25 protein-coding genes and 2 riboswitches are annotated in these 26,026 nt (G+C 63.7%); of the genes, 20 read left to right on the forward strand and 5 right to left on the reverse strand.

The features are described 5' to 3' along the window. Positions 1 to 22 precede the first annotated feature (22 nt). Positions 23 to 1,075: a vanillin reductase gene (calA, locus tag DM807_RS15620; protein WP_060515797.1), complete on the reverse strand. Its 1,053-nt coding sequence runs from the start codon at positions 1,073 to 1,075 to the stop codon at positions 23 to 25. A gap of 181 nt (positions 1,076 to 1,256) precedes the next feature. On the opposite strand from calA, the gene DM807_RS15625 reads away from it, so the two are divergent. After that, positions 1,257 to 2,162, forward strand: a complete 906-nt coding sequence (locus DM807_RS15625) for an AraC family transcriptional regulator (protein WP_012271722.1) — start codon at positions 1,257 to 1,259, stop codon at positions 2,160 to 2,162. 48 nt (positions 2,163 to 2,210) lie between these two features. On the opposite strand, the gene DM807_RS15630 is transcribed toward DM807_RS15625, so the two are convergent. Continuing rightward, complete coding sequence (locus tag DM807_RS15630) at positions 2,211 to 2,807, reverse strand: TetR/AcrR family transcriptional regulator (RefSeq protein ID WP_012271721.1); 597 nt, start codon at positions 2,805 to 2,807, stop codon at positions 2,211 to 2,213. Positions 2,808 to 2,899: 92 nt separating this feature from the next. Between DM807_RS15630 and DM807_RS15635 the strand changes: the two genes are divergently transcribed. The 4 genes from DM807_RS15635 to DM807_RS15650 all read left to right on the forward strand — a co-directional run bounded on the left by DM807_RS15635 (position 2,900) and on the right by DM807_RS15650 (position 7,584). Beyond that, entirely contained in the window at positions 2,900 to 3,550 is a 651-nt protein-coding gene (locus DM807_RS15635; RefSeq protein ID WP_179027533.1) for an NAD(P)H-dependent oxidoreductase, read from the forward strand. 33 nt (positions 3,551 to 3,583) lie between these two features. Beyond that, on the forward strand, positions 3,584 to 4,090 hold the full coding sequence (locus DM807_RS15640; RefSeq protein WP_012271719.1) for a sigma-70 family RNA polymerase sigma factor: 507 nt from the start codon (positions 3,584 to 3,586) through the stop codon (positions 4,088 to 4,090). Beyond that, positions 4,087 to 5,061: a FecR family protein gene (locus DM807_RS15645; RefSeq protein WP_060492794.1), complete on the forward strand. Its 975-nt coding sequence runs from the start codon at positions 4,087 to 4,089 to the stop codon at positions 5,059 to 5,061. Before DM807_RS15640 ends, DM807_RS15645 begins: the two co-directional genes overlap by 4 nt. 93 nt (positions 5,062 to 5,154) lie before the next feature. Then, on the forward strand, positions 5,155 to 7,584 hold the full coding sequence (locus DM807_RS15650) for a TonB-dependent siderophore receptor (protein WP_179027534.1): 2,430 nt from the start codon (positions 5,155 to 5,157) through the stop codon (positions 7,582 to 7,584). 7 nt (positions 7,585 to 7,591) lie between these two features. Here DM807_RS15650 and thpR read toward each other — a convergent pair whose 3' ends face one another. Then, positions 7,592 to 8,137 (reverse strand): RNA 2',3'-cyclic phosphodiesterase, encoded by a 546-nt coding sequence (thpR, locus tag DM807_RS15655; RefSeq protein WP_179027535.1) that lies wholly within the window; start codon positions 8,135 to 8,137, stop codon positions 7,592 to 7,594. A 158-nt stretch (positions 8,138 to 8,295) separates the two neighbouring features. Here thpR and lpxO point away from each other — a divergent pair, with 158 nt between their 5' ends. The 10 genes from lpxO to DM807_RS15705 all read left to right on the forward strand — a co-directional run bounded on the left by lpxO (position 8,296) and on the right by DM807_RS15705 (position 19,073). After that, positions 8,296 to 9,195, forward strand: a complete 900-nt coding sequence (gene lpxO, locus DM807_RS15660; protein WP_012271715.1) for a lipid A hydroxylase LpxO — start codon at positions 8,296 to 8,298, stop codon at positions 9,193 to 9,195. Between the two features lie 133 nt (positions 9,196 to 9,328). Then, complete coding sequence (locus DM807_RS15665) at positions 9,329 to 9,673, forward strand: carboxymuconolactone decarboxylase family protein (RefSeq protein WP_012271714.1); 345 nt, start codon at positions 9,329 to 9,331, stop codon at positions 9,671 to 9,673. Between the two features lie 78 nt (positions 9,674 to 9,751). After that, entirely contained in the window at positions 9,752 to 10,321 is a 570-nt protein-coding gene (locus tag DM807_RS15670) for a GNAT family N-acetyltransferase (protein ID WP_012271713.1), read from the forward strand. A gap of 64 nt (positions 10,322 to 10,385) precedes the next feature. After that, positions 10,386 to 10,593, forward strand: a riboswitch (cobalamin riboswitch). A gap of 109 nt (positions 10,594 to 10,702) precedes the next feature. Then, positions 10,703 to 12,829, forward strand: coding sequence for a TonB-dependent receptor (locus DM807_RS15675; protein WP_179027536.1), 2,127 nt, complete (start codon positions 10,703 to 10,705; stop codon positions 12,827 to 12,829). A gap of 141 nt (positions 12,830 to 12,970) precedes the next feature. Then, complete coding sequence (locus DM807_RS15680) at positions 12,971 to 14,137, forward strand: acetyltransferase domain-containing protein (RefSeq protein WP_179027537.1); 1,167 nt, start codon at positions 12,971 to 12,973, stop codon at positions 14,135 to 14,137. A gap of 28 nt (positions 14,138 to 14,165) precedes the next feature. After that, a riboswitch (cobalamin riboswitch) is annotated at positions 14,166 to 14,364 on the forward strand. Between the two features lie 111 nt (positions 14,365 to 14,475). After that, positions 14,476 to 15,486 carry an ABC transporter substrate-binding protein gene (locus tag DM807_RS15685; RefSeq protein WP_179027538.1) on the forward strand — a complete coding sequence of 337 codons (1,011 nt, stop codon included), beginning with the start codon at positions 14,476 to 14,478 and terminating at the stop codon, positions 15,484 to 15,486. Then, positions 15,486 to 16,502, forward strand: coding sequence for a FecCD family ABC transporter permease (locus DM807_RS15690; RefSeq protein WP_012271709.1), 1,017 nt, complete (start codon positions 15,486 to 15,488; stop codon positions 16,500 to 16,502). Before DM807_RS15685 ends, DM807_RS15690 begins: the two co-directional genes overlap by 1 nt. Beyond that, the gene (locus DM807_RS15695; RefSeq protein WP_012271708.1) at positions 16,499 to 17,287 is read left to right on the forward strand and encodes an ABC transporter ATP-binding protein; all 789 of its coding nucleotides are present in this window, start codon (positions 16,499 to 16,501) and stop codon (positions 17,285 to 17,287) included. Before DM807_RS15690 ends, DM807_RS15695 begins: the two co-directional genes overlap by 4 nt. A gap of 17 nt (positions 17,288 to 17,304) precedes the next feature. After that, complete coding sequence (locus DM807_RS15700; RefSeq protein ID WP_060515765.1) at positions 17,305 to 17,739, forward strand: pseudoazurin; 435 nt, start codon at positions 17,305 to 17,307, stop codon at positions 17,737 to 17,739. Beyond that, positions 17,736 to 19,073: an OprD family porin gene (locus DM807_RS15705; RefSeq protein ID WP_060515766.1), complete on the forward strand. Its 1,338-nt coding sequence runs from the start codon at positions 17,736 to 17,738 to the stop codon at positions 19,071 to 19,073. Before DM807_RS15700 ends, DM807_RS15705 begins: the two co-directional genes overlap by 4 nt. Before the next feature lie 46 nt (positions 19,074 to 19,119). Here DM807_RS15705 and DM807_RS15710 read toward each other — a convergent pair whose 3' ends face one another. Next, positions 19,120 to 19,443, reverse strand: a complete 324-nt coding sequence (locus DM807_RS15710) for a hypothetical protein (protein ID WP_012271705.1) — start codon at positions 19,441 to 19,443, stop codon at positions 19,120 to 19,122. 122 nt (positions 19,444 to 19,565) lie between these two features. Further along, complete coding sequence (locus tag DM807_RS15715; protein ID WP_179027539.1) at positions 19,566 to 20,063, reverse strand: GNAT family N-acetyltransferase; 498 nt, start codon at positions 20,061 to 20,063, stop codon at positions 19,566 to 19,568. 131 nt (positions 20,064 to 20,194) lie between these two features. Between DM807_RS15715 and DM807_RS15720 the strand changes: the two genes are divergently transcribed. From DM807_RS15720 to DM807_RS15740, 5 genes are all read left to right on the forward strand, one after another. After that, positions 20,195 to 20,674, forward strand: a complete 480-nt coding sequence (locus DM807_RS15720; protein WP_069942783.1) for a hypothetical protein — start codon at positions 20,195 to 20,197, stop codon at positions 20,672 to 20,674. A 58-nt stretch (positions 20,675 to 20,732) separates the two neighbouring features. Next, positions 20,733 to 22,304: a sensor domain-containing diguanylate cyclase gene (locus tag DM807_RS15725; protein WP_012271702.1), complete on the forward strand. Its 1,572-nt coding sequence runs from the start codon at positions 20,733 to 20,735 to the stop codon at positions 22,302 to 22,304. A 104-nt stretch (positions 22,305 to 22,408) separates the two neighbouring features. Next, positions 22,409 to 23,185, forward strand: a complete 777-nt coding sequence (locus DM807_RS15730) for a ParA family protein (RefSeq protein ID WP_012271701.1) — start codon at positions 22,409 to 22,411, stop codon at positions 23,183 to 23,185. Positions 23,186 to 23,299: 114 nt separating this feature from the next. Beyond that, positions 23,300 to 23,710, forward strand: a complete 411-nt coding sequence (locus DM807_RS15735; RefSeq protein WP_012271700.1) for a DUF2946 family protein — start codon at positions 23,300 to 23,302, stop codon at positions 23,708 to 23,710. Positions 23,711 to 23,776: 66 nt separating this feature from the next. Then, on the forward strand, positions 23,777 to 25,927 hold the full coding sequence (locus tag DM807_RS15740; RefSeq protein ID WP_179027540.1) for a TonB-dependent receptor: 2,151 nt from the start codon (positions 23,777 to 23,779) through the stop codon (positions 25,925 to 25,927). Positions 25,928 to 26,026: the final 99 nt, after the last annotated feature.

The raw sequence follows: 26,026 nt of genomic DNA on the forward strand, positions 1-26,026 counted from the left end.
GCCAGTACAGGCAACCGATCGATCAGCCCTGCAACGTGGCCATGTCGATCACGAACCGGTACTTCACGTCACCGGCGATCATCCGCTCATACGCCTGGTTGATATTGCGGATATCCAGCATCTCGATATCGCAACGGATACCGTGCTCAGCGCAAAAGTCCAGCACTTCCTGGGTCTCGGCGATGCCACCGATCAACGACCCCGCCAGTACTCGGCGCTTCATCACCAGGTTGGCAGCATGCACCGCCGGGTCGATCGGTTCGATCAGCCCGACCAGGATGTGCACGCCATCGAACTTCAGGGTTTCCAGGTACGGGTTGAGGTCGTGCTGCACCGGAATGGTATCGAGCAGGAAATCGAAGCGGCCAGCAGCGGCGCGCATCTGCTCGACATCGGTGGACACGATCACATGGTCGGCACCCTGGCGGCGGGCTTCCTCGGCCTTGGCCTGGGAGCGAGTGAACAAGGTCACTTGCGCACCCAGGGCCTTGGCAAGCTTGATACCCATGTGGCCCAGGCCGCCCATGCCGAGAATGCCGACCTTGTGGCCCGGGCCGACGCCGTGATGTTTGAGTGGCGAGTAAGTGGTAATGCCGGCGCACAGAATAGGTGCAGCGCTGGGCAGGTCCATGCCGGCCGGGATGCGTACCACGAAATGCTCGCTGACCACGATGCTGCTGGAGTAACCGCCCATGGTGTTGCTGCCATCGACCCGGTCCGGGGTGGCGTAGGTCATGGTCGGGCCTTCCAGGCAATATTGCTCCAGGTCCTTGGCGCAGGCTTCACAGGTGCGGCACGAATCGACCATGCAGCCGACGCCGACCAGGTCACCGACCTTGTGCGCAGTGACGTTGTCGCCCACCGCTGTAACCCGGCCGATGATCTCGTGGCCAGGCATCAGCGGGTACACGGCAATGCCCCATTCGTTGCGCGCCTGATGGATGTCGGAGTGGCACACACCGCAGTACAGGATCTCGATGGCGACGTCGTCCGGGCGCGGGCTGCGGCGCTCGAAGGTCATGGGGGCCAGGGGGCTGGTGGGGGTTTGGGCGGCGTAGCCGATGGCGGTGTACATGCAGGACCTCGCATTTAAGTGAAACGATTCAGGCGGCGCATTCTGCGCGTCGCCTGCCGCCTCGCCCACGGCTGATTCTCCGGCATGCATGCCTGATCCTCCGAAGATGCCACCCAGCATCTAGCGCCACGCCACCAGTCTGCGATGATTAAGCTGTCTGATTCTCTGCCCTTGGTTCACCATGCAACTGACCCGCCACGTCGACGCCAATGCGCCGCTCTGCGCGCTCATCCGCACCCTCGCCACACGCCCGGGCTTCGTACCTACACGCCTGCCCCAGGTGCAGGTGCTGAGCTGGGACCACTATGTCGCCAGCAGCCCACAGATCTACGAACCCAGCCTGATGATCCTGGCCCAGGGCAGCAAGCTGGCGCGGCTGGGGCCACGCACTCTGGAGTACGGCGCCGGGCATTACCTGGTGCAGGCGTTGTCGGTGCCGTTCATGTGCGAAACCTTCGCCACCCCTGACGCGCCATTGCTGGGCGTGGCGGTGGACATCGACCGTGGCGTGCTGGGTGAACTGGTGCAGAGCATGGACATGGTGCCGGACGCTGCAGTACAGGCCCAAACACCGCAATCGATGACCTCGGCAGCACTGGATGCGCCAATGCGCGACAGTGTGGAACGGCTGCTGCATTGCCTGCAGGACCCGCTGGACGCCAAGGTGCTTGGCCCGGGGCGCGTACGCGAGGTGCTGTATACCGCGCTGCGCGGCCCGCAGGCCGGTGTGTTGCGAGCACTGGTGGAGCAACAGGGGCACTTCGCCCGCATCGGCGCAGCCCTCACCCACCTGCGCGAGCACTACGCCGAGCCGCTGAGCGTGGAGGCACTGGCCACGCGGGCCAACATGAGTGTTTCTACCTTCCATGAACACTTCAAGCGCTGCACCGACATGGCGCCGATGCAGTACTTGAAGCGTTTACGCCTGCTGAAAGCGCAGCAGATGCTGATTGGCGAAGGCCTGGGGGTGGCGCAGGCCGCGCACCGGGTGGGCTATCAGAGCACGTCGCAGTTCAGCCGCGAGTACAAGCGCCAGTTCGAGCGCAGCCCAGGGGATGAACTGCCGTACCAGAGCTTGCCAGTTTGACGGGATGGGCCTCGTGGCCGCTTTGCGCCCCCCCACGAACTCAGGCCTTCACTGCCGCTCTACCATAGCGATAATTGCGGCCTTGAGCTCGGCCTTGGCCTGCCCGGCCTCCAACTCCCCTGCTGCAGCCGCCTGGGACAGCGCATCCGCCGCCCCCACCAGCAGGCGCATGCCGGCAACCCCCACGTTGCCGCTGGGCGAAAAACCGGCCAACGCTTCGCGGCACTTGTCCAGAAACGGCTGCTCATACGCCCGTTTCAGCGCTTCCATTTCCGGCGACCCGGCCAGCGCTGCCGACACACCCGGTATTTCCCGGCCCTGGCTCATCACGCAGTCCACGTAGGCCTCGGCAATCACCTGGGCTCGGCTGACCAGGCTGTCTTCGCAGTTGGCCAGGGCCTGCGCCAGCATCTGCGACTGACGCGCATCGTATTCCTGGTACAGCGCCACCAGCAGCCCGGTGCGGGTATCGAAATGGTCATAGACCACCGGCTTGGTTACCCCAGCCTGTTCGGCCAGGCGCCCCAGGCTCAGGGCATCCGTCCCCTCCACACCCACCAGTTGCCAGGCCACATCCAGCAACTGCCTGCGGCGTTCGTCGCGGTTCAGCCGTTTACGCACCGGGGTGCGATCGTCGCTTGACATTGCTTACCTACCAAAAGTAACTTACTGAACGTAACTTACCTCGAGTATATAGCGCTCAGGGTCATTCCGCATCCCGTCTTGGAGAACCCACCATGCACGCCTTGATCGTCGTCGGTCATCACGACCCGCAATCCCTCACTCACGCCCTTGCCCGCCAAGTCGTCGAAGGCCTTGCCAGTGCTGGGCACACTGGCGAAATCGCCGACCTGGCCAGTGAAGGTTTCGACCCACGCTTTGGCCTGGCCGATCACGCGGTGCACCGCCGCCAGGCAGCGCCACCGGCTGACGTACTGAAGGAGCAGGCGCGCATCGACCGCGCCGATGCCCTGGTACTGGTTTTCCCCATCTATTGGTGGTCGTTGCCGGCTTTGCTCAAAGGCTGGGTCGAGCGGGTATTCAGCAATGGTTGGGCGTTCGACTACGAAGGGGGCGTTAGCGTCAAGAAGCTGCGCGGCATGAAGGTGCACCTGGTCGGTGTTGCCGGCGCCGACAGCGGTACCTTCGATCGGCATGGCTATGCCGAGGCCATGCGCGTGCAGATCGAGCACGGCATCTTCGACTACTGCGGCGCCGAAGTACTGGGTTCGACCTTGCTGGACGACAGCGAAGGCCCCAGCCAGGTTCGCCATTTGCAGCACGCCAACGCCTTGGGCAAAAAGCTGTTTGCCGAACTCAGGCCGCTGCCTGATCCCTACGAGAGTGCCTTCCCATTGCAGGAAATCAAACGACCCAGCTACTATTGAGAACGATTTTCACTCACGACCGGATACCAGGCGTTGGACAGCACATCGACCCGTAAACTGGGCTTTTTCTTCAGCGACCACCATCGCTGGTTGCTCCAGCATATCCACAAACGCCTGCGTAACCACGCCGACGCCGAGGATACCGCGGCCGAAACGTTCTGCCAGATGCTCGGCGCGCGTGTCGATCCAGACAGCATTCAGCAGCCTCGCGCCTACCTCACCATCATTGCTCGCCGGCTGATCTTCGACCGCCACCGTCGTCGCCAGCTCGAGCACGCCTATCTGGAACATCTGGCGCGGCTGCCGGAGGCCGTAGCGCCATCGGCCGAGGAGCAGCTGCTGCTGATCGAGGCCTTGGTGACCATCGATCAGGCACTGGACGGCTTGCCAGCGGTCGTCAAAGCCACCTTCCTCTATAGCCAGCTCGACGGCATGCACTACGCCGACATCGCCGCAAAGCTGCAGATCAGCGAGCGCTCGGTCAGCCGCTACATGAAACAGGCGCTTCGCCAATGTTACCTGTGCGAGGTGCAGGCATGAGCAGGCCAGCCCTCGACCGGGTCAGCGAGCAGGCCATCGACTGGATGGTCGAGCTCAGGGCCGCTACGCCTGATGCAGCGCTGCTGCAACGGGTCAGGCTCTGGCTGCAGCAGGACCCCGCTCATCAACAGGCCTGGAACCGCCTGGAACAACGCCTTGGCCACCCGCTCGCCGCATTGCACGCCCTCGATCAACGGGCCCCTGGCCAAGCCGCAGAGGCGCGCCGATTGCTGATGCAGCCGACTCGCTCACGGCGTGACGTACTGGGCGCTATGGCAAGCCTGGGGCTGTTGGGCACGGCGCTGTGGGGTGGATGGCGCAGTGACACTGCCCAAGGCTGGCTGGCCGACTTGCACACCGGCCGTGGCGAGCGACGCAGCTTCACTTTGGCGGACGGCAGTCGCCTGAGCCTGAACAGCGCCAGTGCGGTCGACGTGCAGTTCGATGCCGGGCAGCGTCTTGTGGTGCTGCGTCACGGTGAGTTGCTGATCCAGGTTGCACGCGACCCGCTGCGTCCCCTGCGCGTGCGCACCGCGCAAGGGCAAGTGCAGGCGTTGGGAACGCGCTTTCTGGTCAGCCAGGAGGAAGATGCCACCCGGGTGGTGGTACTGCAGCACAGTGTCCGCGCCAGTTTGGCCGATGGCCAATGGGCCGAGCTGCAGCAAGGGCAGGCCGCGCTGCTGCGCAGTAACACCCTCGAACGGCTGACGGGCGAACAACAGCAACGCGCTGCATGGCTGGAGGGCCGCCTGGAAGTCCTCGACCAGCCCCTGCATGAGGTGGTCGACGCGCTGCGCCCCTACCAGCGTGGCTACATTCGGCTCGCCCCCGCGGCACGCGGTCTGCGGGTACAAGGCGTATTTCCTCTGGACCAGCCACAACAGGCGTTGAAGGCGTTGGCCGAAGCGCTGCCAATCAGCGTGGAACGCTATGGCCCGTGGCTGATGCTGATCGACCTGAAAACCCCTTGATAAAAATATTTATCAAAATCATTCGCAATGGTGGCAAGTTTTTTTTGTTCGTCCCACATACCTCCTGACAGCCACTTCATTCGGGAGTAATCCGTGTACAACCCCTTGCCCCGCGCCCTGCCTCTGGTCGCCGCCTTGGCCAGCTTCAACGTGCTAGCCCAGGCGCAAACCCAGATGTTCGACCTGCCGCCCGCCAGCCTGGCTCAAACGCTCAACCGCATCGCCAGCCAAAGCGGCCACATCATCGCGCTGGAGCCTGCACTGGTGCGCGGCAAGCAAGCACCTGCCGTGGTCGGCCAGATGAGTGCCGAACAGGCCATGCAAGCTGCTCTGGCCGGCAGCGGCCTGCAGCTGCGGGTTTCCAGCGAGGGGCATTTCAGTGTCGCCCCCGCCAGCCTGGGCGGCGACGTCATGGAGCTGGGCAGCACCAGCATCACCGACAACTACGTGGATGCAACCAGCGAAGGCACAGGTTCCTATGCCGCCCGTGCGGTGACCCTCGGCAAAGGCACGCACACTCTCAAGGAGATCCCCCAGTCGGTCACCGTCATCACGCGCAAGCAACTGGATGACCAGGGCATCACCGATTTGCAGGACGCGCTCAACCACACCACGGGCATTGTCGGCGCGCAGGGCATTGGCCCTGGCGTGGTGGTGACCTCGCGTGGTTTCCAGATCGATGACTGGCAGTACGACGGTGTGCCGATTCCGCGAAACAACTATTCGCTGGGCAACTGGGCAACCCAGGACCTGGTGTTCTTCGACCGAGTGGAGATCCTGCGCGGTGCTTCAGGCCTGCTGCAGGGCACAGGTAGCCCCGGCGGCGCGATCAACCTGGTGCGCAAGCGCGGCCAGGCAACCCCGACCGTTACCCTCACCGGCAAAGCTGGCTCCTGGGACCATTACGGCCTGCAGCTTGACGCCGGCGGCCCGTTGACCGCCGATGGCCGTGTACGCGGACGGCTCGTGGCCGACGAAGACCAAAGCGACAGCTTCATCGACTACCAGTGGAGCAAATCGCATTCGTTGTACGGCGCGCTGGACATCGACCTGAATGACGCCACTACCGTGGGTGCTGGCATCAGCTACAACCGCCAGCAGTCGCGACCGATGCTGCGGGGTATCCCCCGCTACGCCACGGGCAAGCCGGTCGACGTACCGCGCTCGACCTACACCGGCGCTCGCTGGAGCCGTGCCGAGACCGACGTCACCACCTATTACCTGGACCTGGAGCACCGTTTCAACGAGGACTGGGCTTTCAAGGCCGCTGCAGTGCGCATGGACGAGACCAACACGTCGACCCACCAGCGCACCCAGACCGTCGGTGAAGGCCTTGAGCCTGACGGCAGTGGCGTCGAGTATGCAGACTGGATCACCGACTTCCATTCCACCAAGCTGGGCCTGGACATGAACGTGGTCGGCCACTTCGACACAGGCCCCGTAGCACATGAAGTGACCTTTGGCGGCAACTACTCCAAGCTCACCAGCGATGATGGTTACTGGCGCACCTTTGGTGGCAATGACAGCATCTTCGGCATCGACCATGACCGCCCCGAGCCTAGCCGTGACAGCCTGCTTGCCGCGCCCTTCGGGCGCCACGAAAGCAGTGGCTATGATATTCGCCAGAAAGGACTGTACGGTGCCTGGCGCGTCAAACCGACCGACAGGTTGACGCTGATTCTCGGGTCACGCGTCAGCTGGTTCGACTACAGCTACGCAAGCACCACGTACCGCGGGCTGAACCCGGGCCAGGTCAACCCCACCAGCCGCATGACCGAAACGGGTGAGGTCACCCCGTATGCAGGTTTTGTCTACGACCTGACCCGCGAATGGGCCTGGTACGCAAGCTACACAGACGTCTTCGTACCGCAAACCGAACGCGCCGTTGGCAATACACCGCTCAAACCGGTGATTGGCAGCAACTACGAAACGGGCCTCAAGGGCGAACTGCTTGACGGCCGGGTCAACGCTTCGATCGCGCTGTTCCGCTACGATCAGGAAAACCGCGCGGTCACCGATACAACCTCGGGGTTCGCCTGCGATGACTGGTACTGTTCAACAGCGTCGGGCAAGGTACGCAGCCAGGGTGTCGAAGCCGAGATCAGCGGTGAAGTGCTGAGTGGCCTGCAATTGTTCGCAGGCTACACCTACAACACCACCAAATTCCTTGAAGACCCTGTCGACAAAGGCCGCACATTCAGCCAGTGGACACCCAAACACATGCTGCGCGCCTGGGCCGATTACACGCTGCCACTGGACGGCCAGCGCTGGAGTACAGGCCTTGGCTTCACCACCCAAAGCCATACCCTGGGTTACGAGCGCACCTACACCGTGCCGGGCTATACGGTGTGGAGCGCGCGCCTGGCCTATCAGCTGACCCCGGAAGTGAACGTTGCCGTCAACGCCAACAACCTGTTCGACAAGAAGTACTGGGTCGCAGGCTTCAACCAGCTCAATGGCAGCAACAACTTTGGCGAGCCGCGTAACTTCCTGTTGACGGTCAAGTACACCCCAGAGCTCTAACCCCAGGTCATTGCGCCAGCGGCCACTGCGCCAATGGCCAGTAGGCGCCCTTGCGCGACTCGTAAAGCGTGAAGTGTCGCGCGGTGAGGTAGAACTCCGGCGCGCTGCTGGCCTCGGGTGGCTGGCCGTGGTAGTCCCTGGACAGCGTCAGGTGCGGCCGATACTCACGGTTGGCCGCCTCCACCCCCAACGGCAGCAGCGCCTGCTGCAAGCCGTACACCAGGTGCAACAGGGCCGGCGGTGTCTGCTGTGCCTCCAGCACCAGGGCCCCGGCCCGCTGCCACACCTGCAAACGGTCGAGTAACAGCCGCGGCGCCGTGGCCGGCAGCGCCAGTTGATCGACCGCCGCGCAGATCGCTGGCAGCTGGGCGGCGTCCACATCACCGAGGAACAGCAGCGTGACGTGGAAATTGGCTGCCGGCACCGGTTTGCCGCTGCGCAGGCTCAGGCCCCGGCGCCATTGGGCCAGAGCACTGCGCTGGGCATCGCTGACCGGCAAGGCGAAGAACAGCCGTTTGAACGGGCTACCGCTGGGGCGTATATCCTGAACCATACAAACTCCCTGACATGAAACGTTTGCGCAAGACTGTAGGGCATTACACCAATGTCGCCCCACCGTTTCGTAACAATAAGTACAAACTGCCCCCATGATTGTTTATGCTGGCGAGCTTATGCCATGGCGCATGGCCATTTTTCGACAAGTAAACGTCCATGAAAATTGCACTCGTACTTATCTTCGTCCTCTCGATCGCCTATGTTCACCTGCGCGGTCGGGTTCGCCACAAGCTGACGCGTCAGCTGGGCGACCACTCCAGCTTCCTGGCCCCGGTCAACAGCTTTCTGTACCTGTTTTCCAAGCACCCGGCCAAGCCTTACCTGCCGGTTGAGGCTTTTCCCGAACTGAAACCGCTGCAGGACCACTGGCAGGAGATCCGCGAGGAAGGCCGCCAGCTGCTGCACGTAGGCGAAATCAAGAAGTCCGACAATTACGATGACGTCGGTTTCAACTCGTTCTTCAAAACCGGCTGGAAGCGCTTCTACCTGAAGTGGTACGGCGAGAGCCACCCGTCGGCGATGGCGCTGTGCCCACGCACCACCGAGCTGTTGCAAGGTATCGGCACAGTCAAGGCTGCCATGTTCGCCACCCTGCCGCCGGGTGCCAAGCTGGTGCGCCACCGTGACCCGTATGCGGGCTCGTACCGCTATCATCTTGGCCTGGACACGCCGAACGACGACGGCTGCTACATCGACGTGGACGGCGAGAAGTACTCGTGGCGCGATGGCGAGGGGGTGATCTTCGACGAAACCTACATCCACTACGCGGCCAACACCACCGAGCATAACCGCATCATCCTGTTCTGCGACGTCGAACGCCCGCTCAAGTACCGCTGGGCAACCGCGTTCAACCGCTGGTTCAGCCGAAATGTCATGGCCGCCGCCGCTGCGCCCAACGATGCCAGCGACAAGACCGGGGGCATCAACCGCCTGTTCACCCGCATCTACAAGATCCGCGAGCGTGGCAAGGCGCTGAAGAAGCGCAACCGCATGCGTTACTACCTGGAGAAATGGGCAGTGGTCGCAGCGTTGGTGCTGGTGTTCATCTACATCTGAACCGTGTAGGCGCGGGCTTGGTGCAAGCCCGCTGCCAAAGGCCCACTGCATGACCACCAAAGTACAAGCCTCGCACTTGCCACTCTTCGACTAGCCTGAAAGCTCCACTCGCAAACCCCCCAAGGTGAAGACGATGAGCATGATGGACTGGGACGCCTACCGTAAGCAGTTGATGGCCGGCATCGGCGATCTCAAGCAACTCTCACCCGACACCGTGGCCGGTTATGTGACCGCCAGCGGTGCTGGGGCCAAGACCAACCACCTGGACGCCAAGACCCGCGAGCTGATCTCCCTGGCCGTGGCCGTGACCACCCGCTGCGACGGCTGCATCGCCGTGCATTCGCAACAGGCGGTCAAGCATGGCGCCAGCCGCGAGGAAATTGCCGAAGCGCTTGGCGTAGCGGTGGCGATGAATGCTGGGGCCGCACTGGTCTACTCAGCGCGTGCCATGGACGCGGTGGGCAAGGCCAACGGTTGAGCACAAACGGCGTCGCCGCCCTTGCGCGACGGCGCCGCGCCACCCAGACTGGGCGGCTTAGCCCGCGCAGGAACCCGCATGATCCACATTCGCCCCATGACGCCCGAAGACTTCGACCGTTTCTGGCCTACCTTCCAAGCCATTGTCCAGGCCCGTGAAACCTACGCCTTCGAGCCAGCCCTGAGCGTCGAACAGGCTCGCCAGCTGTGGCTGGAGCTGCCCTTGCATACGTTGCTGGCTGAAGAAGATGGCGAGCTGCTGGGTTCCTACTACCTCAAGGCCAATGCTGCCGGGCCTGGCGCACATGTGGGCAATTGCGGCTACATGGTCTGCGAACAGGCGCGCGGCCGGGGCGTGGCGCGCCTGATGTGCGAACACTCGCAGAAGCTGGCGCGCCAGGAAGGTTTTCTGGCCCTGCAGTTCAACTCGGTGGTGGCCAGCAATGAAGTGGCCGTGGCGCTTTGGCACAAGCTGGGCTTCGAGACCGTTGGCCGCTTGCCCAAGGCCTATCGCCATGCCCGCCTGGGGCTGGTGGACTGCCTGGTGATGTACAAATGGCTGGCGGATGAGCCGGTGGTAGAGAAGCCCCCGCTGTTGATCGGGCGCAAGAACATCGAGGCACGGGTTTCGCGGCGCCGCGGACGCTAGCCTTTGCAGGCCTAACCCACCTCCATTGCCCAAGCAAATTTGACGCCCCCGCGTTTCAATGGTCAGATGCGCGCCAGTTTCAGGTGTCCTGCGCCGCCGCGCGCAGGGTGAAACGGGAAGCCGGTGCGTCGTGTTGCCCACGACAAGTCCGGCGCTGCCCCCGCAACGGTAAGCGAGCGAACCCTTCGAGATACCACTGTGCTCCGGCATGGGAAGGTGAAGGTTTCATGCCCCTCGCAAGCCCGGAGACCGGCCTGGAGCTTCACTTGGCAACCCGCGGTGGGCGGGCGCAGGCCGGAATCCGTGCGCGCGCCTGCCTGCATGGTTCGCCTTTGCGTGTTTTCCACCGGGATGCATTCATTCCTGCAGCAGTGGAACGACATGTCCCGTATGTTCAAGCTTCACCCCCTGGCGGCCTGCCTGGCCGTCGCCCTGCCGGCCTTGGCCGATGACCGTGCCCCGCCGCCTCTGGCCTTGCCTTCCACGGCCATCACCGACACCCTCGACAGCCACGCCATCGACCTGGCCACGCCTACCCAGGCCGGCTCGCGCCTTGGCCTGAGTGCCCTGGAAACACCCGCCAGTACCAGCAGCATCAGTGCCGAGCAGATTCAGCAGCGCAACAACCTCACCGTGCAGGATGCGGTGACCCGCTCGCCGGGCATCACCTTCGTCGGCTCCCCAGGCGACGGCGGCACCGGCCTGTCCGCCCGCGGCTTTGCCGGGCACAGTTCGGTGATGACCCTGTTCGACGGCGCGCGCCTTTACACCGGCGCCGGCACGCAAACGTTCCCTGTCGACCCGTGGATGGTCGAACGTATCGATGTGATTCGCGGCCCGGCTTCGGTACTGCATGGCGAAGGCGCCACCGGCGCGGTCGTCAACGTGATCCCGAAAAAAACGTTTGCCGGCGAAGTGCGCAACCACCTGCGTCTGGGCTACGGCTCATGGGACCGTCAGCAGCTCGGCCTGGACAGCGGCGGCAGCCTCAGCGAGCGCCTGAGCTATCGCCTTACGCTGAACCAGCAAGATGGCAATGGTTGGGTCGACCGCACCCATTCGCGCAGCCTGGCCGTTAGCGCAGCGCTGCGTTTCGATGCCAGTGACGACCTCAGCTTCACCCTCGCCCACGACCGTGGCGAGGCGCAGCCCGCCAACTACTACGGCACGCCGCTGATCGACGGCCACTATCGCAGTAGCCTGCGCAACAAGAACTACAACGTACAGAATGACGTGCAGCGTTATGACGACGAGTGGACCCGGCTGACCACCGATTGGACGCTGAACGACCACCTCAGCGCCAGCAACCAGCTGTACTACATCAAGAGCCGCCGCCACTGGCGCAACGCCGAAGACTACAGCTGGGACGCCGAGCGTCAGCAGTTGCTGCGCGGCAGCTACCTGGAGATCAAGCACAACCAGGAACAGTTCGGCGACCGCCAGACCTTCACCTTCGACCACACCCTGTTCGGCCTGGCCAGCAAGACCGTGGTCGGGGCCGAGTACAACAAGGTGCGCTTCAACGTCGACAGCAATTCACCCTACAACGATGTCGGCGGCGACTACATCGACCCATGGCAACCGCAGCCCGGTGGGTTCCACAGTGCCTCGCCGCTGCGACCGCAAACCTTGTCCACCACCCATACCTTTGCCCTGTTCGCCGAGAACCGCCTGCAGCTCAGCGACCGGCTGTCGCTGGTAACCGGCGTGCGCCGCGACCAGAACCACATCGACCGCGACAACCTGACCAACGACAGCCGCAGTGACCGCAGCCTGCAAGGTGGCAACTGGCGCGCTGGGCTGGTGTTCGCGGTCACTGACGACCTGTCACTGTATGGCCAGTACTCCACCAGCGAGGAAGGGGTCAACAACCTCATCAGCCTCAGCCCCACCCAGATGCACTATGACTTGACCGAAGCGAAGCAGACCGAGGTAGGCCTGAAGCAGCGCTTCTGGGAAGGCCGTGGCGAATGGACACTGGCCGCCTACCACATCGTCAAGAAGAAGCTGCTGGTAGACGACCCGATCACCCACGAGAAGCAACAGGCTGGCCAGCAGACCTCCGATGGCCTCGAAGCGACCTTGGAACTGGCGCTGGCGCACCAATGGCAGGTGTCTGCCAACGCATCGCTGGTGCGCGCAAGGTATGACGACTTCGACGAGATGGTCGGCGGCGTGGCGCAGGACCGTGCCGGCAACCGGCCGGCAAACGTGCCACGGCGTACCGCCAACCTGTGGTTGAGCAAAGGTTTCGGCCAACAGGTGGAAGCCGGCATTGGCGCGCGCTATGTGGATGAGCGTTATGCCGACACCGCCAATACCCAAAGCGCCCCCGGCTACACCGTGGTCGATGCCAACATCGCCTGGCAGGTGTTGCCTGATGTACGGCTGGGGTTGCAGTTGAACAACCTGTTCGATCGCGAGTATGTGCAGTCGGCGTTCAGCGGGCAGCAGTGGTTGATGGGGATGCCGCGCTCGTATTTTGCGACGGTGGATTACACCTTCTGACCTGAGTTGCCTGAACCGGCCTCTTCGCGGGCGCGCCCGCGAAGAGGCCTGCACAGGCAACACAAAAACCTCTACCAGCCTCCAATAAATTAGTTATAAGATAACGTTTCACATGACATTCATTCCTATCAGCGACCCTCCATGACAAGCGCCAGCGCCACGCCCACCTTGATCACCCAGCGCCTGCAGAGCATCGATGCCCTGCGCGGCCTGGTGATCCTGTTCATGCTTTTGGACCATGTCCGCGAGACCTTTTTCCTGCACCGCCAGGTCAGCGACCCCATGGCCATCGACAGCACCGAGCCTGCGCTGTTCGTCAGCCGCACACTGGCCCACCTCTGCGCACCGGTGTTCGTCCTGCTGACCGGCCTGTCGGCCTGGCTGTACGGCGAGAAGCATCAGGGCCGTAGCGATGTCTCGGCATTCCTGTTCAAGCGCGGGCTGTTCCTGGTGGTGCTGGAGTTCACCCTGGTCAACTTCGCCTGGACCTTCCAGTTGCCGCCCAGCGTGATCTATCTGCAAGTGATCTGGGCCATCGGCGTCAGCATGATCGCCTTGTCCCTGCTGGTGTGGCTGCCACGCGCCGCACTGCTCACCCTGGGCGCCATCATCGTCGCCGGCCACAACCTGCTCGACGGCCTGCACGTTGGCGTGGGGTCAGCCCTGCACGTGCCCTGGGCAATCCTGCACGACCGCGGCTGGCTTGAATGGTCGGAAAACCTGCGCCTGCGCACGTCGTATCCGGTGCTGCCGTGGATCGGCGTCATTGCCCTGGGTTATGGCCTGGGCCCCTGGTTCGCGCGCGGCAGCGAGGCCGGACAACGCCAGCAACGCCTGCTGACGGCCGGGTTGCTCGCACTCCTGGGCTTTGTCCTGCTGCGCCTGTTCAACGGCTATGGTGAGGCGCCGTGGAGCGGTTACCCCACCTTCACGCAAACGTTGATGAGCTTCTTCAACATCACCAAATACCCACCGTCGCTACTGTTCCTGGCCCTGACCCTGGGCTGCGGCCTTGTGTTGCTGCGCGCCTTCGAGCGGGCCGGCCAGGCGCGCTGGATCAGTGCCCTGGCGGTGTTCGGTGCGGCCCCGATGTTCTTCTACCTGCTGCACCTGTATGTGCTGAAGCTGCTGTACCTGGCCAGCGTGGCGCTGTTAGGCCTCAACCAGGGCGACTACTTCGGCTTCGAGAGCATTGCAGCGGTGTGGCTGAGCGCGGTGCTGTTGGCGGCTTCGCTGTACCTGCCAGTACGCGGGTTCGCCCAACTGAAGCAGCGGCGCCGCGACATCGCCTGGCTGAAGTACTTCTGAAAAGCGTTTTCACCCGGCGGCGCGATGGTCTACCATGCGGGCCGCCGGTTTCCACCACGGAACTAATAGGGAATCCCAGGCCCGCCAATACGGGCCAAACGGAACTGCCCCCGCAACTGTAGGTGCCGAGCCTGCTCCATCGATGCCACTGGGCCAGACCGCCCGGGAAGGCCGGAGCCGGGCCATGACGCACCAGTCAGGAGACCTGCCGGCCTACATTCACCAACCGGCGGGGTGTCCGGGATTGGCCATCAGTGTTGCCCCTGCCACCGGCAGGGGCTCGGCGATGCCTGTCCGCGCGTTCCTCACCCGAACTGTCCGATAGGAGATCGCCCAGCATGCTGCCCCGTTTCGTCACCCTGCTCGCCGGCCTAGGCCTTACCGGCCTGGCCCAGGCCGCGGCCACCCACTACCCGCTGACGCTCGACAACTGCGGCAAGCCGCAGACGTTCGCCCAGGCGCCACAGCGCGCCGTCACCATCGGCCAGGCCGGTACCGAGATGCTCTATGCACTGGGGCTGGGCGACAAGCTGGCGGGCACCTCGCTGTGGTTCAACAACGTGCTGCCCGAGTACCAGGCAGTGAACGCCAAGGTGCCGCGCCTGGCCGACAACGACCCCAGCTTCGAAGCCGTGGTCGGCAAGCGCCCGCAATTGGTGGCGGTGCAGTTCGAATGGATGGTCGGTGCCCAGGGCGTGGTCGGCACCCGCGAACAGTTCGATGAACTGAAGATCCCCACCTACCTGCTGCCGTCGGACTGCGAAGGCAAGGACAACCTGGTCGGCGCCGACGGCACCCGTCTGCAGGCGTTCCAGGTCAGCAGCATCTACAAGAGCATCAGCCAGCTGGCCGAGATCTTCGATGTGCAGGACCGCGGCAATGCTCTGAATGCCGAGCTCAAAGGCCGCCTGGACAGTGCCAAGGCGCAACTGGCCGGCAAGGACCTGTCGGCCACCTCGGCATTGTTCTGGTTCTCCAGCGCCGACCTCGACATCGACCCTTATGTGGCCGGCCGCCAGGGCGTCGCCGACTTCATGCTGCGCACCCTGGGTGTGCGCAACGTGGTCGAGTCCAGCGAAGAATGGCCGACCGTAGGCTGGGAAACCCTGGCCAAGGCCAACCCCACCTGGCTGATCATCGCCCGCATGGACCGCCGCCGCTTCCCCGCCGACGACTACCAGAAAAAGCTCGAATTCCTGCGCAGCGACCCGGTAACCCGCAACATGGATGCGGTGAAGCACGATCGCATCATCATTCTTGACGCCGACGCCATGCAAGCCGGCATCCGCCTGTTCCGCGGCGTGCAGACGCTAGCCACAGCCTTCGCCAGCGGTAAAGCAGCCCAGTGATGATGCGCCTGTTACCCTGCATCGTGGTTGCCCTGGCAGCCCTGTTGGCCGCCCTGCTGGCCGGTACCGCCATCGGCGAAACCAGCCTGTCGCCCAGCGTGGTCGGCCAGGTGCTGGCCAACCACCTGTGGCAGGCCGGCTACCCGGTCGACCCGATCGACGCCGGCATCGTCTGGAACTACCGCCTGACCCGTACCCTGGTCGCAGCCGCGTGCGGCGCCGGGCTGGCAACCTGCGGCGTGATTCTCCAGGCGCTGTTGCGCAACCCCCTGGCCGAGCCGTACCTGCTCGGGCTATCTGCCGGTGCCTCGACCGGCGCGGTGCTGGTCGGCCTGCTGGGCCTGGGTAGCCTGGCATTGAGCATGTCCGCCGGGGCCTTCATCGGCGCCGGGGCCGCATTCGCCCTGGTGCTGCTGCTGGCCCGCGCGGCCGGCCCCAGCAGCAACAACGCTCAGGTGATCCTTGCCGGTATCGCTGGCTCGCAACTGTTCAATGCCCTGACCGCCTTCCTGATCACCAAGTCGGCCACCGCCGAGCAGGCGCGCGGTATCCTGTTCTGGCTGCTGGGCAACCTCAGCGGCGTGCGCTGGCCTTCGGTGTGGCTGGCTGTGCCGGTGGCGCTGTTCGGCTTGCTGGTGTGCCTGTGGCATCGCCGTGCGCTGGACGCCTTCACGTTTGGTGCCGATTCGGCAGCCTCGCTGGGCATTCCGGTGCGGCGTACCCAGTTGTTGCTGATCAGTTGTGCAGCGCTGGTCACGGCGGTGATGGTGTCCATTGTCGGTGCCATCGGTTTTGTCGGGCTGGTAATACCCCACGCCCTGCGTCTGCTGCTAGGCCCCGGGCACAGCCGCCTGCTGCCTGCCAGCGCGCTGGGTGGCGCACTGTTCCTGATTGCTGCAGACATCCTCTCACGCACGCTGATCACCGGCCAGGTGATCCCGGTAGGTGTGGTTACCGCGCTGATCGGCGCGCCAGTTTTCGCGCTGATTCTGGTCAGCCGCCGGGGGCGCCCATGACCCTCCTGGCTGCTGTACAAGTGCACCCACTGAGTTGCCAGGGGCTGGGGCTGCAACTGGCCGGCAATGCCGTACTCAGCGGTATCGACCTTGGCGTTGTCGCTGGTGAAACCCTGGGTATCGTCGGCCCCAACGGCTCGGGCAAATCCTCGCTACTGAAGTTGCTGGCAGGGCTGCGCAAACCCACCTGCGGCAACGTACAGCTGATGGGCGAACCGCTGGCGCAGATGCCTCGCCGCCATGTAGCCCAGGCCTTGGCGTTGGTCGAACAACAGGCCGACACCCTCGATGCGATCAGCGTGTTCGACGCGGTTGCCTTGGGCCGCACGCCCTGGCTCTCGGCCCTGGCGCCGTTCTCCCGGCAGGACCGCGACATCGTCGAGCAAGCGTTGGCCGACCTTGATGCCTTGCACCTGCGTACGCGCCTGTGGGGCTCGCTGTCCGGTGGCGAGCGCCAGCGTGTGCACATCGCCCGCGCCTTGGCCCAACGCCCGCAGGTACTGCTGCTGGACGAACCGACCAACCACCTGGACATCCAGCATCAGCTAAGCCTGCTGCAGCAAGTGCAGGCCCTGCCGGTAACCACCCTGGTGGCTTTGCACGACCTCAACCAGGCGCTCACCTGTGACCGTGTGGCGGTACTCGACAAGGGCCGCCTGGTCGCCCTTGGCAAACCACTCGACGTACTCACCCCCGAGCGCCTGCTGAGTACCTTCGGCGTCCACGCCCACTACCTTACCGACCCTTACGACGGCGCGCGCATTCTGCGCTTTCGCGCCCCCTGAACCCGGAAGTTCTGCCCATGCTGTTTCGCCCTGTCGCCCTGCTGCTTGCCAGCGCCCTGCTTGCCCCGGCCGTGCTGGCCGAAGTGCATGAAGTAAAAATGCTCAACCGCGGCAGCGACGGCGCCATGGTCTACGAACCGGACCACTTGCACATTGCCCCCGGCGACAGCGTGCGCTTTCTGCCCACCCAAAGCGGGCACAATGCCGCCAGCGTGGCGGGCCTGCTGCCCGCCGGTGCCGAGCCGTTCAAGAGCAAACTGAACCAGGTGTTCGAGCAAACCTTCAGCGTGCCTGGTGTGTACGGTATTCAGTGCATTCCCCACCTGGCCATGGGCATGGTGATGGTGATCCAGGTAGGTGATGCGCCCGCAGCGGCGTTGCCGGCGAACTTGCCGGCACGGGCCAAAGCCCGCTTCGCCGCACAACTGCAAAAGCTCGAGGCCGGGCAATGAACCGGTTATTGCTGGCACTGCCGCTACTGGGCCTGGCCCCGCTCGCCCTGGCCGACACTGCCCAGTCGCAGAGTAATGGTTTTCTCGCGGACAGCAGCTGGAACCTGCTCAACCGCAGCGTTTTCGACCAGCGCGACTACAAGCACGGTGGGCGCAACAGCGCAGCGCGCAATGCCTACAAACCGCGCAACGAGCGTAATGGCAAGGCCGAGGAATGGGCCTATGGTTTGATGGGTACCTTCCAGTCCGGGTTCACCCAAGGCCTGATCGGTGTCGGGGTCGATGCCCATGCCTACCTGGGCGTGCAACTCGACAGTGGTGGCGGGCGGGCGGGCAAGGCGCGCTTGCTCGGGGTCGATAACGACGGGCATCCTAAAAACGAGTACAGCCGCGCAGGTGCGGCACTGAAACTGCGCGTGTCCGATACGGTGCTGTCTTACGGTGAGCAACGGGTCAAGACGCCGGTGTTCAGTTCCTCCGACAGTCGCCTGCTGCCCGAGACTGCCACGGGCTTCTTTCTCACCAGCAATGAAGTCGACAACCTCAAGCTGGTAGCCGGGCACTTCAACGAAAGCACCGACCGCAACGCTTCCAGCCACGATCAGGGCTTTGTGGTGAACTACTCCAACGGCCGCCAGGGCAACAGCTTCGACCTGGCCGGTGCCGTGTGGAACCCCGGCGCCGCCTTCAGCGCCAGCCTGTACACCTCACGTTACGAGGACAGCTGGAACCAGCACTACCTGGGCAGTACCCTCAGCCACGCCCTGGATGACCAGCGCAGCATCAGCCTGGACCTCAACCTGTATCGCACCACCGACACCGGCAAAGCGCTATCCGGGCGCATCGACAACACCACCTGGAGCCTGCTCTCGCGCTACAACCAGGGCCCACACAGCTTCAGCCTGGGCTGGCAGCAAGTGGACGGCAACACGCCCTTCGACTACGTGACGCGCGGCGCGATTTTCATCGCCAACGCTGTGCAGATGTCGGACTTCAACGCACCGAACGAGAAGTCATGGCAGGCGCGCTACGACCTGAACATGGGCGCCTACGGCGTGCCGGGGTTGAACCTGGTGGCGTTGTATGTGCGTGGCTTCGATATCGATGGCACGCACGTCGACCCCAATGGCGGGTATGCGTACTTGGGGTATGGCAAGGGTGGCAAGCATTGGGAGCGCGACCTGGAAGCGCGTTACGTGGTACAGAGTGGCAAGGCCAAAGGCACGACGTTCTCGGTCAGGCATAACGTGCACCGGGGGAACACGGCGCAGGCGGAGCTGGATGGCGACCAGATACGGCTGGCGGTGGAATGGCCGTTGTCAGGCGGGTTCTGATGCAATGCGTCGCCTGAGTGGGGCTGCTGCGCAGCCCCTGGGTTTTTCAGGCAACTGAATTACCAGCAGGCAGCAACCCCCACTGGGCCCTCTCCTGTGCGCTCATCGCCGCCAGCACCTCGTCAAACGTGCGCTCCACCTCCGAACTGACATTGCCAAACGCCCGATAATTCGTCAGCAAATAGCGCTTCACCGCCCTGGGCCAACGCCGTTCCTTGTGTGCAGCATTGATGATGCCTTTGGCATCATGCCGCGTTGCCCCGCGCCACAGGTCCATCAACCTGCTCTCGAAATCACCGAAGGTCCACAGGTCTGTGCGGTCTTCGAACTCGTCCAGCAGTTTGAGTTTGTACAGGGCCATGTGCGCCATTGTGAATCTCCCTTGGGTGCTGTTAAAAAGCCATACACGAGGGAAGGTTAGCAAGCCAGGTAGATTTTGAAATGAACGCGTCGATCACACCCAAAGCACCGTCGTAGGGGCTTTCCTACAGGTCAGCGTAATCGCAATTGCATGTGTGTGGTTTGCCAGACCGGGTCCTTCTCCACATCAACCACCGCAAACCCTTGTCGCTCCCAGAATGCAATCGCACCCGGCAGAAACGGATGAGTATGCAGGTACAGGAGGTCGATACCCGCCAGCATCGCCCGCTCGCGCAATGCGCAGAACAGGGCCGCAGCCAGACCATGCCTGCGGTACCCCGGCAACACGAACAGGCGCACCACCTCGACGACCCGTACTGCGTGGTAATCAAACTGGGTAAAGCGATGATCATAGGGCAGGTAACCGATCACCGCGACCAGCCGCCCAGCATCACGGGCTTCCAGGAAACAGCCCGCGCCGTCCAGGTATGCTTCAGCAAAATGCGCCAGGTCACGCGGCAATGGCGCGTTGGCGAGCATCGGAAACAGCTCGCGGCGGGCGCTGTCGACAAACGCCAGCACTTCGGCAATGGCGTCTCGCGCCACGGGTTGCAGGGTCCAGTTCGGCATCGGGTTACTGCCCATGATCGGGAGGGCAAGGTTCTACCCCAGCGCGCCGCACAAGGCAAATCACAGGGCTCGTCGTGGCCAGGCGGACATCGGTATAATCAGCGGTCTTCACTGCCCAACCAGGCCATGCCATGTCGCGCTTCCAGAAGTTGCTGTTGCCCCTGTTGCTGACTGCCGCACTCACCGCCTGCGACCAGAAACCCTCCCGTGAAGAACAGATCCTTGCCCAGCTACCGCTGCAGGACGCCTACACACACAACATCGAGCGCATGGCCGCACTGCTGGGCCGCACTCACCCACAGCTGTCGCAGGCGAGCATTCAGGACGTACTGCGCAAGCACCTCACCGTCGAGGACCAGCGCCAGGACCTGTTCCGCCTGTACAGCGAAAAGAACTTCAGCGACGCCGAGTTCGCCACCATCGTCGCCGCCACCCAGGACCCGGCCAAGGCCCGTGCCCTGGAAGACACCGAAGCCGGCAAACGCCTAAGCGAAAAACTCACCACCCTGATGCGTGAAACCGCCCAAGATGCAAACGTTCAGGCCTTGGTCGAACAGCGCATGCAGCAGGTGGAGGACGAACTCGACGCACTGGACAAGGCAGGTTCTTGACCGCGGCGCACCAGGCCACTCCCGTTCAGTAGCCCTTTTCGATCACCCGAGGTCAGGATTGCCACACGCCAAGCATGGATTGCGCCTGGATTTACGTACACTCATTCTGGTGCTCTGCGCCCTTACCGCAGTGGTCATGCTGTGCGCCAGCTACTTCGCCAGCTACCGAGTGCAGCGCCAACTGCTGATCGACAACGCGCTGGAAGCCAACCGGGTGTATGCGACGAAGCTGGCCAGCATCACCGAAACCTTCATCGGCAACGCCCTGCAGCAACTGGCGTTCAGCGCCAGCCTGCAGGGCCGTCAGCTGAGCGATGGTGCTGCGCTGCAGGTGGAAACCGAGCGTGTGCTGGGCCAGAGCATGGCCTTCAACTCCACCTTCGTGATCGACGCCAACGGCGTGCTGTTGGCAGTATCCCCAGCCCCGCTGCGCCACCTGGTCGGCACCCACGTGCAGTCGCCCGGTGCCCAGGAAGCCTTGCACGAACGCCGTCCACTGGTTTCCACGCCCTACCTGTCGGCGGCCGACAACCTGGTGGTGGCGCTCTCGCAACCCATTTTCGACAGCAACGGCCGCTACCTGGGCTATGTGGGCGGCAGCCTGTACCTGCGTGAGCGCAATATCCTCAACAGCCTGCTGGGCGAGCACTTCTACAAGGACGGTTCTTACCTGTACGTAGTCGATCGCAACCGCCGCCTGCTGTACCACCCCAACAGCGAACGGGTAGGCACCGTGGTGGAGGGCAACGCGCTGGTAGACCAGTTGGCGACACTGGACAGCGGTACTCGGCAACTGACCAACAGCCTGGGCGTGGAAATGCTCGCCGGCTTCGCCACCGTACCCAGCGCCGGCTGGGGCGTGGTCGCGCAGCAGCCCTTGGCGCAGACGGTGACGCCACTGAGCCACCTGGTGCTGAACGTCGTCGGCACTTCGGCACCCTTGGCGCTGGTTGGCAGCCTGCTGCTGTGGTGGTTGGCCATGACCATCGCCCGGCCGCTGTGGCAACTGGCCGCGGGTGCCCGCTCGATGGACCGCGCCGGCACCGCCGAACATTTGCATCAGGTGCGGGCCTGGTACTTCGAGGCAGCAGAACTCAAGCGCGCGTTGCTGTTCGGCTTGAACTTGCTGCAAGAGCGGATTGGCCGGCTCAATCGTGACGCCCAGACCGACCCGCTGACGGGCCTGGGCAACCGCCGCAGCCTGGAGTTCAGCCTGTCGCTGCTGGAAGCCGAAGGAAGAGCATTTGCGGCCATCGAGCTGGATATCGATCACTTCAAGCGGGTCAACGACAACCATGGGCATGAGGTGGGTGATCAGGTGCTGCGCCGGCTGGCGGAATTGATGCGCCGTTGTTGCCGCGAAGGTGACCTGCTTTGCCGCACCGGGGGCGAAGAATTCCTGATGCTGCTGCCAGGGGCCAGCCTGGAAGTGGCGGCGGCGGTGGCCGAACGGCTGCGGGTGACAGTGCAGGACACGCCTGTGGAGCCCGTGGGGGCAGTGACGATTTCGCTGGGGGTGGCGCGCTGGGATGGTGATGCGGGCAGCAAGCCTATGGAAGCTTTGGGCCTGGCTGACCGGGCGCTTTACCAGGCCAAGCAGCAAGGGCGCAACCGGGTGGCCATCGCCTGAGCCCCCTGATTGTGAGCTTGTAACAATCTTTGTCATAAAACTGCAGTGTTTCAGTCATAGGATTGACCCCAACCTGACATTTACACTTCATGGATGAGCGTCTCATGCGTCGTGTGGTTTTCAATCAGAAAGGTGGCGTGGGCAAATCCAGCATTGCCTGCAACCTCGCCGCAGCCAGTGCCGCCGAGGGCTATCGGACCCTGCTGGTCGACCTCGACCCGCAGGCCAATGCCACTTACTACCTGACCGGCTTGGTCAATGACGCCATACCTGCCGGCATCGCCGATTTCTTCCGTCAAACCTTGTCGCCGGTTACCGCCGCTGGCAAGAAGCACCGCGTGGCGATCACCGAAACCCGCTACAGCAACCTGCACCTGGTCACCGCCAGCCCTGACCTCAGCGATCTGCAGAGCAAGCTGGAGAGCAAGTTCAAGATCAACAAGCTGCGCAAACTGCTGGTGGAACTGGGCGAGGACTACGAGCGGATCTACATCGACACCCCGCCGGCGCTGAATTTCTACACCTTCAGCGCGCTGGTGGCGGCCGAGCGCTTGTTGATCCCGTTCGACTGCGACAGCTTTTCGCGCCAGGCCCTGCACTGCGTCATGGCCGAGGTCGAGGAGCTGCGCCAGGACCACAACCCGGCACTGCAGGTGGAAGGTGTAGTGGTGAACCAGTTCGCCGGGCGCACCGCGCTGCACCAGACCCTGGTCGAGCAGTTGCGCAACGAAGGCCTGCCGGTGCTGCCGGTGTACTTGAGCAGCTCGATCAAGATGCGGGAGTCGCACCAGGCGTCGGTGCCGTTGGTACATCTGGCGCCACGGCACAAGCTGGCGATGGAGTTTGTCGACTTACTGGATGCGCTGGAGCGGGCGGCCTGACAGGTCTTGGGGGGCGCTTTGCGCCCCTGTCGCGACAAAAGGCCGCTCCTACAAGCGATCGTGCTGCAGCAAAAGCACTACCCGACCGTTCATCCGAATGGTAGATTCGCCGCCATGAAAACCACCCGGCACACTCGCACGCTGACTGCCTGGGCGCTCTATGCCAGCGTCCTGTTCAGCCTGTTGCTGTGCGGTTTGCACCATGGGCAGATGGGCGGCCTGCGCCTGGCCGGCCTGGAAGGTGGTTTCTGCTCCGTCAACAGCGAGCACGGCGTGGCCATCGACCTGGACGGCGCCGGCGGCGACCAGCACATGGCTCAGCTCGACTGCCCGGTGTGCTCATCGTTCGGCCTGGCGGTACCGCTCAGCAGTGGTGGCTGGTCATTCACCCCGGCGCAAGCCGTGGCCACCTCGCCCATCGTGGTGCGCAGCTGGGCACAACCGCCACCGCGCTATCAACGCCCCGCCCTCAACCCCCGCGCCTCCCCTGCCGTCTTCCCCGCAGCCTCACTTCATTTCGCCTGACTTCAGCCGGGCGCGCCTGTGCGCGCTCGCCGTCAGCCATGAACCTTGCGTGGAAGACACACAAACATGCTTCGCAATACCTCCCTGCTGCTCATCATGGGCACCTGCAGCGTTGCCTGGGCCGGCAGCGCCCCTGTAGAACTTGGCGCCACCACCATCGACGGCGAACGCGACGCCGCCAGCGGCGTGCAACTGGACGAGCCGATCCGCACCGGCTCGCGCCTGGGCCTCACCGCGCGAGAAACGCCCGCCTCGGTCAGCGTCTCGGACCGCCGCCTGATCGAAGAACGCGGCGCCAAGGACAGCCAGGACGTGATCAACGCCATGACCGGTGTAAACGCTTCGGCCAACCCTGGCTTTGGCGGCTTCGTCGCCTACCGCGGCTTCACCCAGAACCAGGTCACCCAGTTGTACAACGGCATCAACTTGGGCTACAGCAGCGCCACTCGCCCGGTGGATGCCTGGGTGCTCGACCGCGTCGAGCTGATTGGCGGGCCGTCTTCGTTCCTGCATGGCGCGGGGGCGGTGGGCGGCTCGATCAACTACATCACCAAGCTCGCCAGCCGCGACCAGCAGATCATTGACGGGCGTATTCGCTACGGTAGCTTCGACGACAGCGAAGTGGCCTTCGGCATCAACCAGGCGCTGGCCAGCAACCCCGCCGATGCCCGGCATTTCATGCGCCTGGACTTCAGCCGCGGGCATGGCAACGGTTATGTCGACCGCAACGAACGGCACACCGACAGCCTGGCCTTTTCGCTGCTCAGCGACCTGACGCCCAACCTCACCCACACCTTGGCGCTGGAATACCAGGAAGACCGCGAAGACAGCCCGTACTGGGGCTCGCCGATTTTGCCGGGGCGCAGCACGATGAAAATCGACAACAGCCGCCGCTTCGAAAACTACAACGTTGGCGATGGCCGCTATGAGCAGCGGGTGCGCTGGCTGCGTTCGATCCTCGACTACCAGATCAGCGACAGCACCAGCGTGCAGAACACGCTGTACCACTACAACGCCCAGCGCGATTACCGCAACCTCGAACGTTACACCTACACCCGCGATGGCAAGGTGCAGCGCAGCAGCCCCTACTTGCAGCGCCACGACCAGAACCTGTTGGGCGACCGCATCGAGCTGCGCCATGACAACCAGCTGTTCGGCCTGGCCAGCCAGTGGTCGCTGGGGCTGGAGTACTCGCGCATGCGCCAGACCCTCTACCCCACCTCCAGCAGCTGGAGTGACGTGGTCGATGCCGAGCACTTCGACCCCGGCAGCTTCGATGACATCCCTGGTGTGAATGCCGGCCTGACCAAGCAACGCCGCCACGAGGTCATCAACCGCGCGGTTTTCGCCGAAAACCGCTTGCAGCTGACTGAGCGCCTGGCCCTGCTGACCGCCCTGCGTTACGACCACCTGGACATGGACGTCACCAACTACGGCGCAGTGACGCCAACTTCGCCGGCCTACTTCGAGCGGCGCTGGGAGCCGCTGTCCGGGCGCATCGGCCTGACCTATGCGCTGACGCCTTCGGCCAGCGTGTACGTACAGTACAGCTCTTCCGCCGACTTGCCGGCCGGCTCGCTGGCAGCGGCGACCTACTCCAATGTCGGCCTTTTCGACTTGTCCAAGGGCGAGCAATGGGAAGTGGGCAGCAAGTTCGACTTCCTCGATGGGCGCGGTGCCGCGACGCTGGCGCTGTACCAGATCGTGCGCAAGGACTTTGCCGTCCGCGACTCCAACGACGCCAACCTCACGGTCCAGGCCGGGCAGCAGACCTCACGCGGTATCGAGCTGTCCGGGCGGTTGCAGGTGACACCGAAACTGCTGGCCGAGGCCAACTATGCCTATGTCGATGCACAGTACGATGAGTTCAACGAGGCGGTGAACGGCGTATCGGTGTCGCGCAAAGGCAATGCACCGACCAACGTGCCGGCCAATGTCGCCAACCTGTGGCTGACCTACAGCCTGTCGTCGGCGTGGTCGGTGGGCGCGGACGGGCGCTATGTGGGCTCGGTGTATGCCGACAATGCCAACAGCCTCAAGGCCCCGGCCTACACCCTGTTTGGCGCGTTCGCCCGCTACCGGCTGGATGAGCACACTACGCTGACCGGGCGGGTGCGCAACCTGACCGACGAGGTGTATGCCAAGCAGGCCTACAACAGCCAGTACTACATGGGGCCGCCGCGCACCTTCGAACTGGCACTGGACATGCGCTTCTGATGCACAGGGCGGTATCGGCCATCGCGCCGATACCGCAAAACCATACATTTCCTACACACAAACCACACAAAGCCCTCAAGCATTTCGAGTGATAATATT

Origin of the sequence: Pseudomonas hunanensis (genome assembly GCF_013393325.1) — a bacterium.
Lineage (GTDB): Bacteria > Pseudomonadota > Gammaproteobacteria > Pseudomonadales > Pseudomonadaceae > Aquipseudomonas > Aquipseudomonas putida_P.

Bases quoted from the DNA above. Each gene is read 5' to 3' on its own strand.
- DM807_RS15735 (WP_012271700.1), top strand. From the start codon at position 23,300: ATGAAAACCACCCGGCACACTCGCACGCTGACTGCCTGGGCGCTCTAT.
- DM807_RS15625 (WP_012271722.1), top strand. From the start codon at position 1,257: ATGCAACTGACCCGCCACGTCGACGCCAATGCGCCGCTCTGCGCGCTC.
- calA (WP_060515797.1), bottom strand. From the start codon at position 1,075: ATGTACACCGCCATCGGCTACGCCGCCCAAACCCCCACCAGCCCCCTG.
- DM807_RS15670 (WP_012271713.1), top strand. From the start codon at position 9,752: ATGATCCACATTCGCCCCATGACGCCCGAAGACTTCGACCGTTTCTGG.
- DM807_RS15675 (WP_179027536.1), top strand. From the start codon at position 10,703: ATGTCCCGTATGTTCAAGCTTCACCCCCTGGCGGCCTGCCTGGCCGTC.
- DM807_RS15710 (WP_012271705.1), bottom strand. From the start codon at position 19,443: ATGGCGCACATGGCCCTGTACAAACTCAAACTGCTGGACGAGTTCGAA.
- DM807_RS15730 (WP_012271701.1), top strand. From the start codon at position 22,409: ATGCGTCGTGTGGTTTTCAATCAGAAAGGTGGCGTGGGCAAATCCAGC.
- DM807_RS15665 (WP_012271714.1), top strand. From the start codon at position 9,329: ATGAGCATGATGGACTGGGACGCCTACCGTAAGCAGTTGATGGCCGGC.
- DM807_RS15705 (WP_060515766.1), top strand. From the start codon at position 17,736: ATGAACCGGTTATTGCTGGCACTGCCGCTACTGGGCCTGGCCCCGCTC.
- DM807_RS15645 (WP_060492794.1), top strand. From the start codon at position 4,087: ATGAGCAGGCCAGCCCTCGACCGGGTCAGCGAGCAGGCCATCGACTGG.
- DM807_RS15630 (WP_012271721.1), bottom strand. From the start codon at position 2,807: ATGTCAAGCGACGATCGCACCCCGGTGCGTAAACGGCTGAACCGCGAC.
- DM807_RS15690 (WP_012271709.1), top strand. From the start codon at position 15,486: ATGATGCGCCTGTTACCCTGCATCGTGGTTGCCCTGGCAGCCCTGTTG.
- DM807_RS15695 (WP_012271708.1), top strand. From the start codon at position 16,499: ATGACCCTCCTGGCTGCTGTACAAGTGCACCCACTGAGTTGCCAGGGG.
- lpxO (WP_012271715.1), top strand. From the start codon at position 8,296: ATGAAAATTGCACTCGTACTTATCTTCGTCCTCTCGATCGCCTATGTT.
- thpR (WP_179027535.1), bottom strand. From the start codon at position 8,137: ATGGTTCAGGATATACGCCCCAGCGGTAGCCCGTTCAAACGGCTGTTC.
- DM807_RS15720 (WP_069942783.1), top strand. From the start codon at position 20,195: ATGTCGCGCTTCCAGAAGTTGCTGTTGCCCCTGTTGCTGACTGCCGCA.
- DM807_RS15715 (WP_179027539.1), bottom strand. From the start codon at position 20,063: ATGCCGAACTGGACCCTGCAACCCGTGGCGCGAGACGCCATTGCCGAA.
- DM807_RS15680 (WP_179027537.1), top strand. From the start codon at position 12,971: ATGACAAGCGCCAGCGCCACGCCCACCTTGATCACCCAGCGCCTGCAG.
- DM807_RS15740 (WP_179027540.1), top strand. From the start codon at position 23,777: ATGCTTCGCAATACCTCCCTGCTGCTCATCATGGGCACCTGCAGCGTT.
- DM807_RS15685 (WP_179027538.1), top strand. From the start codon at position 14,476: ATGCTGCCCCGTTTCGTCACCCTGCTCGCCGGCCTAGGCCTTACCGGC.
- DM807_RS15700 (WP_060515765.1), top strand. From the start codon at position 17,305: ATGCTGTTTCGCCCTGTCGCCCTGCTGCTTGCCAGCGCCCTGCTTGCC.
- DM807_RS15635 (WP_179027533.1), top strand. From the start codon at position 2,900: ATGCACGCCTTGATCGTCGTCGGTCATCACGACCCGCAATCCCTCACT.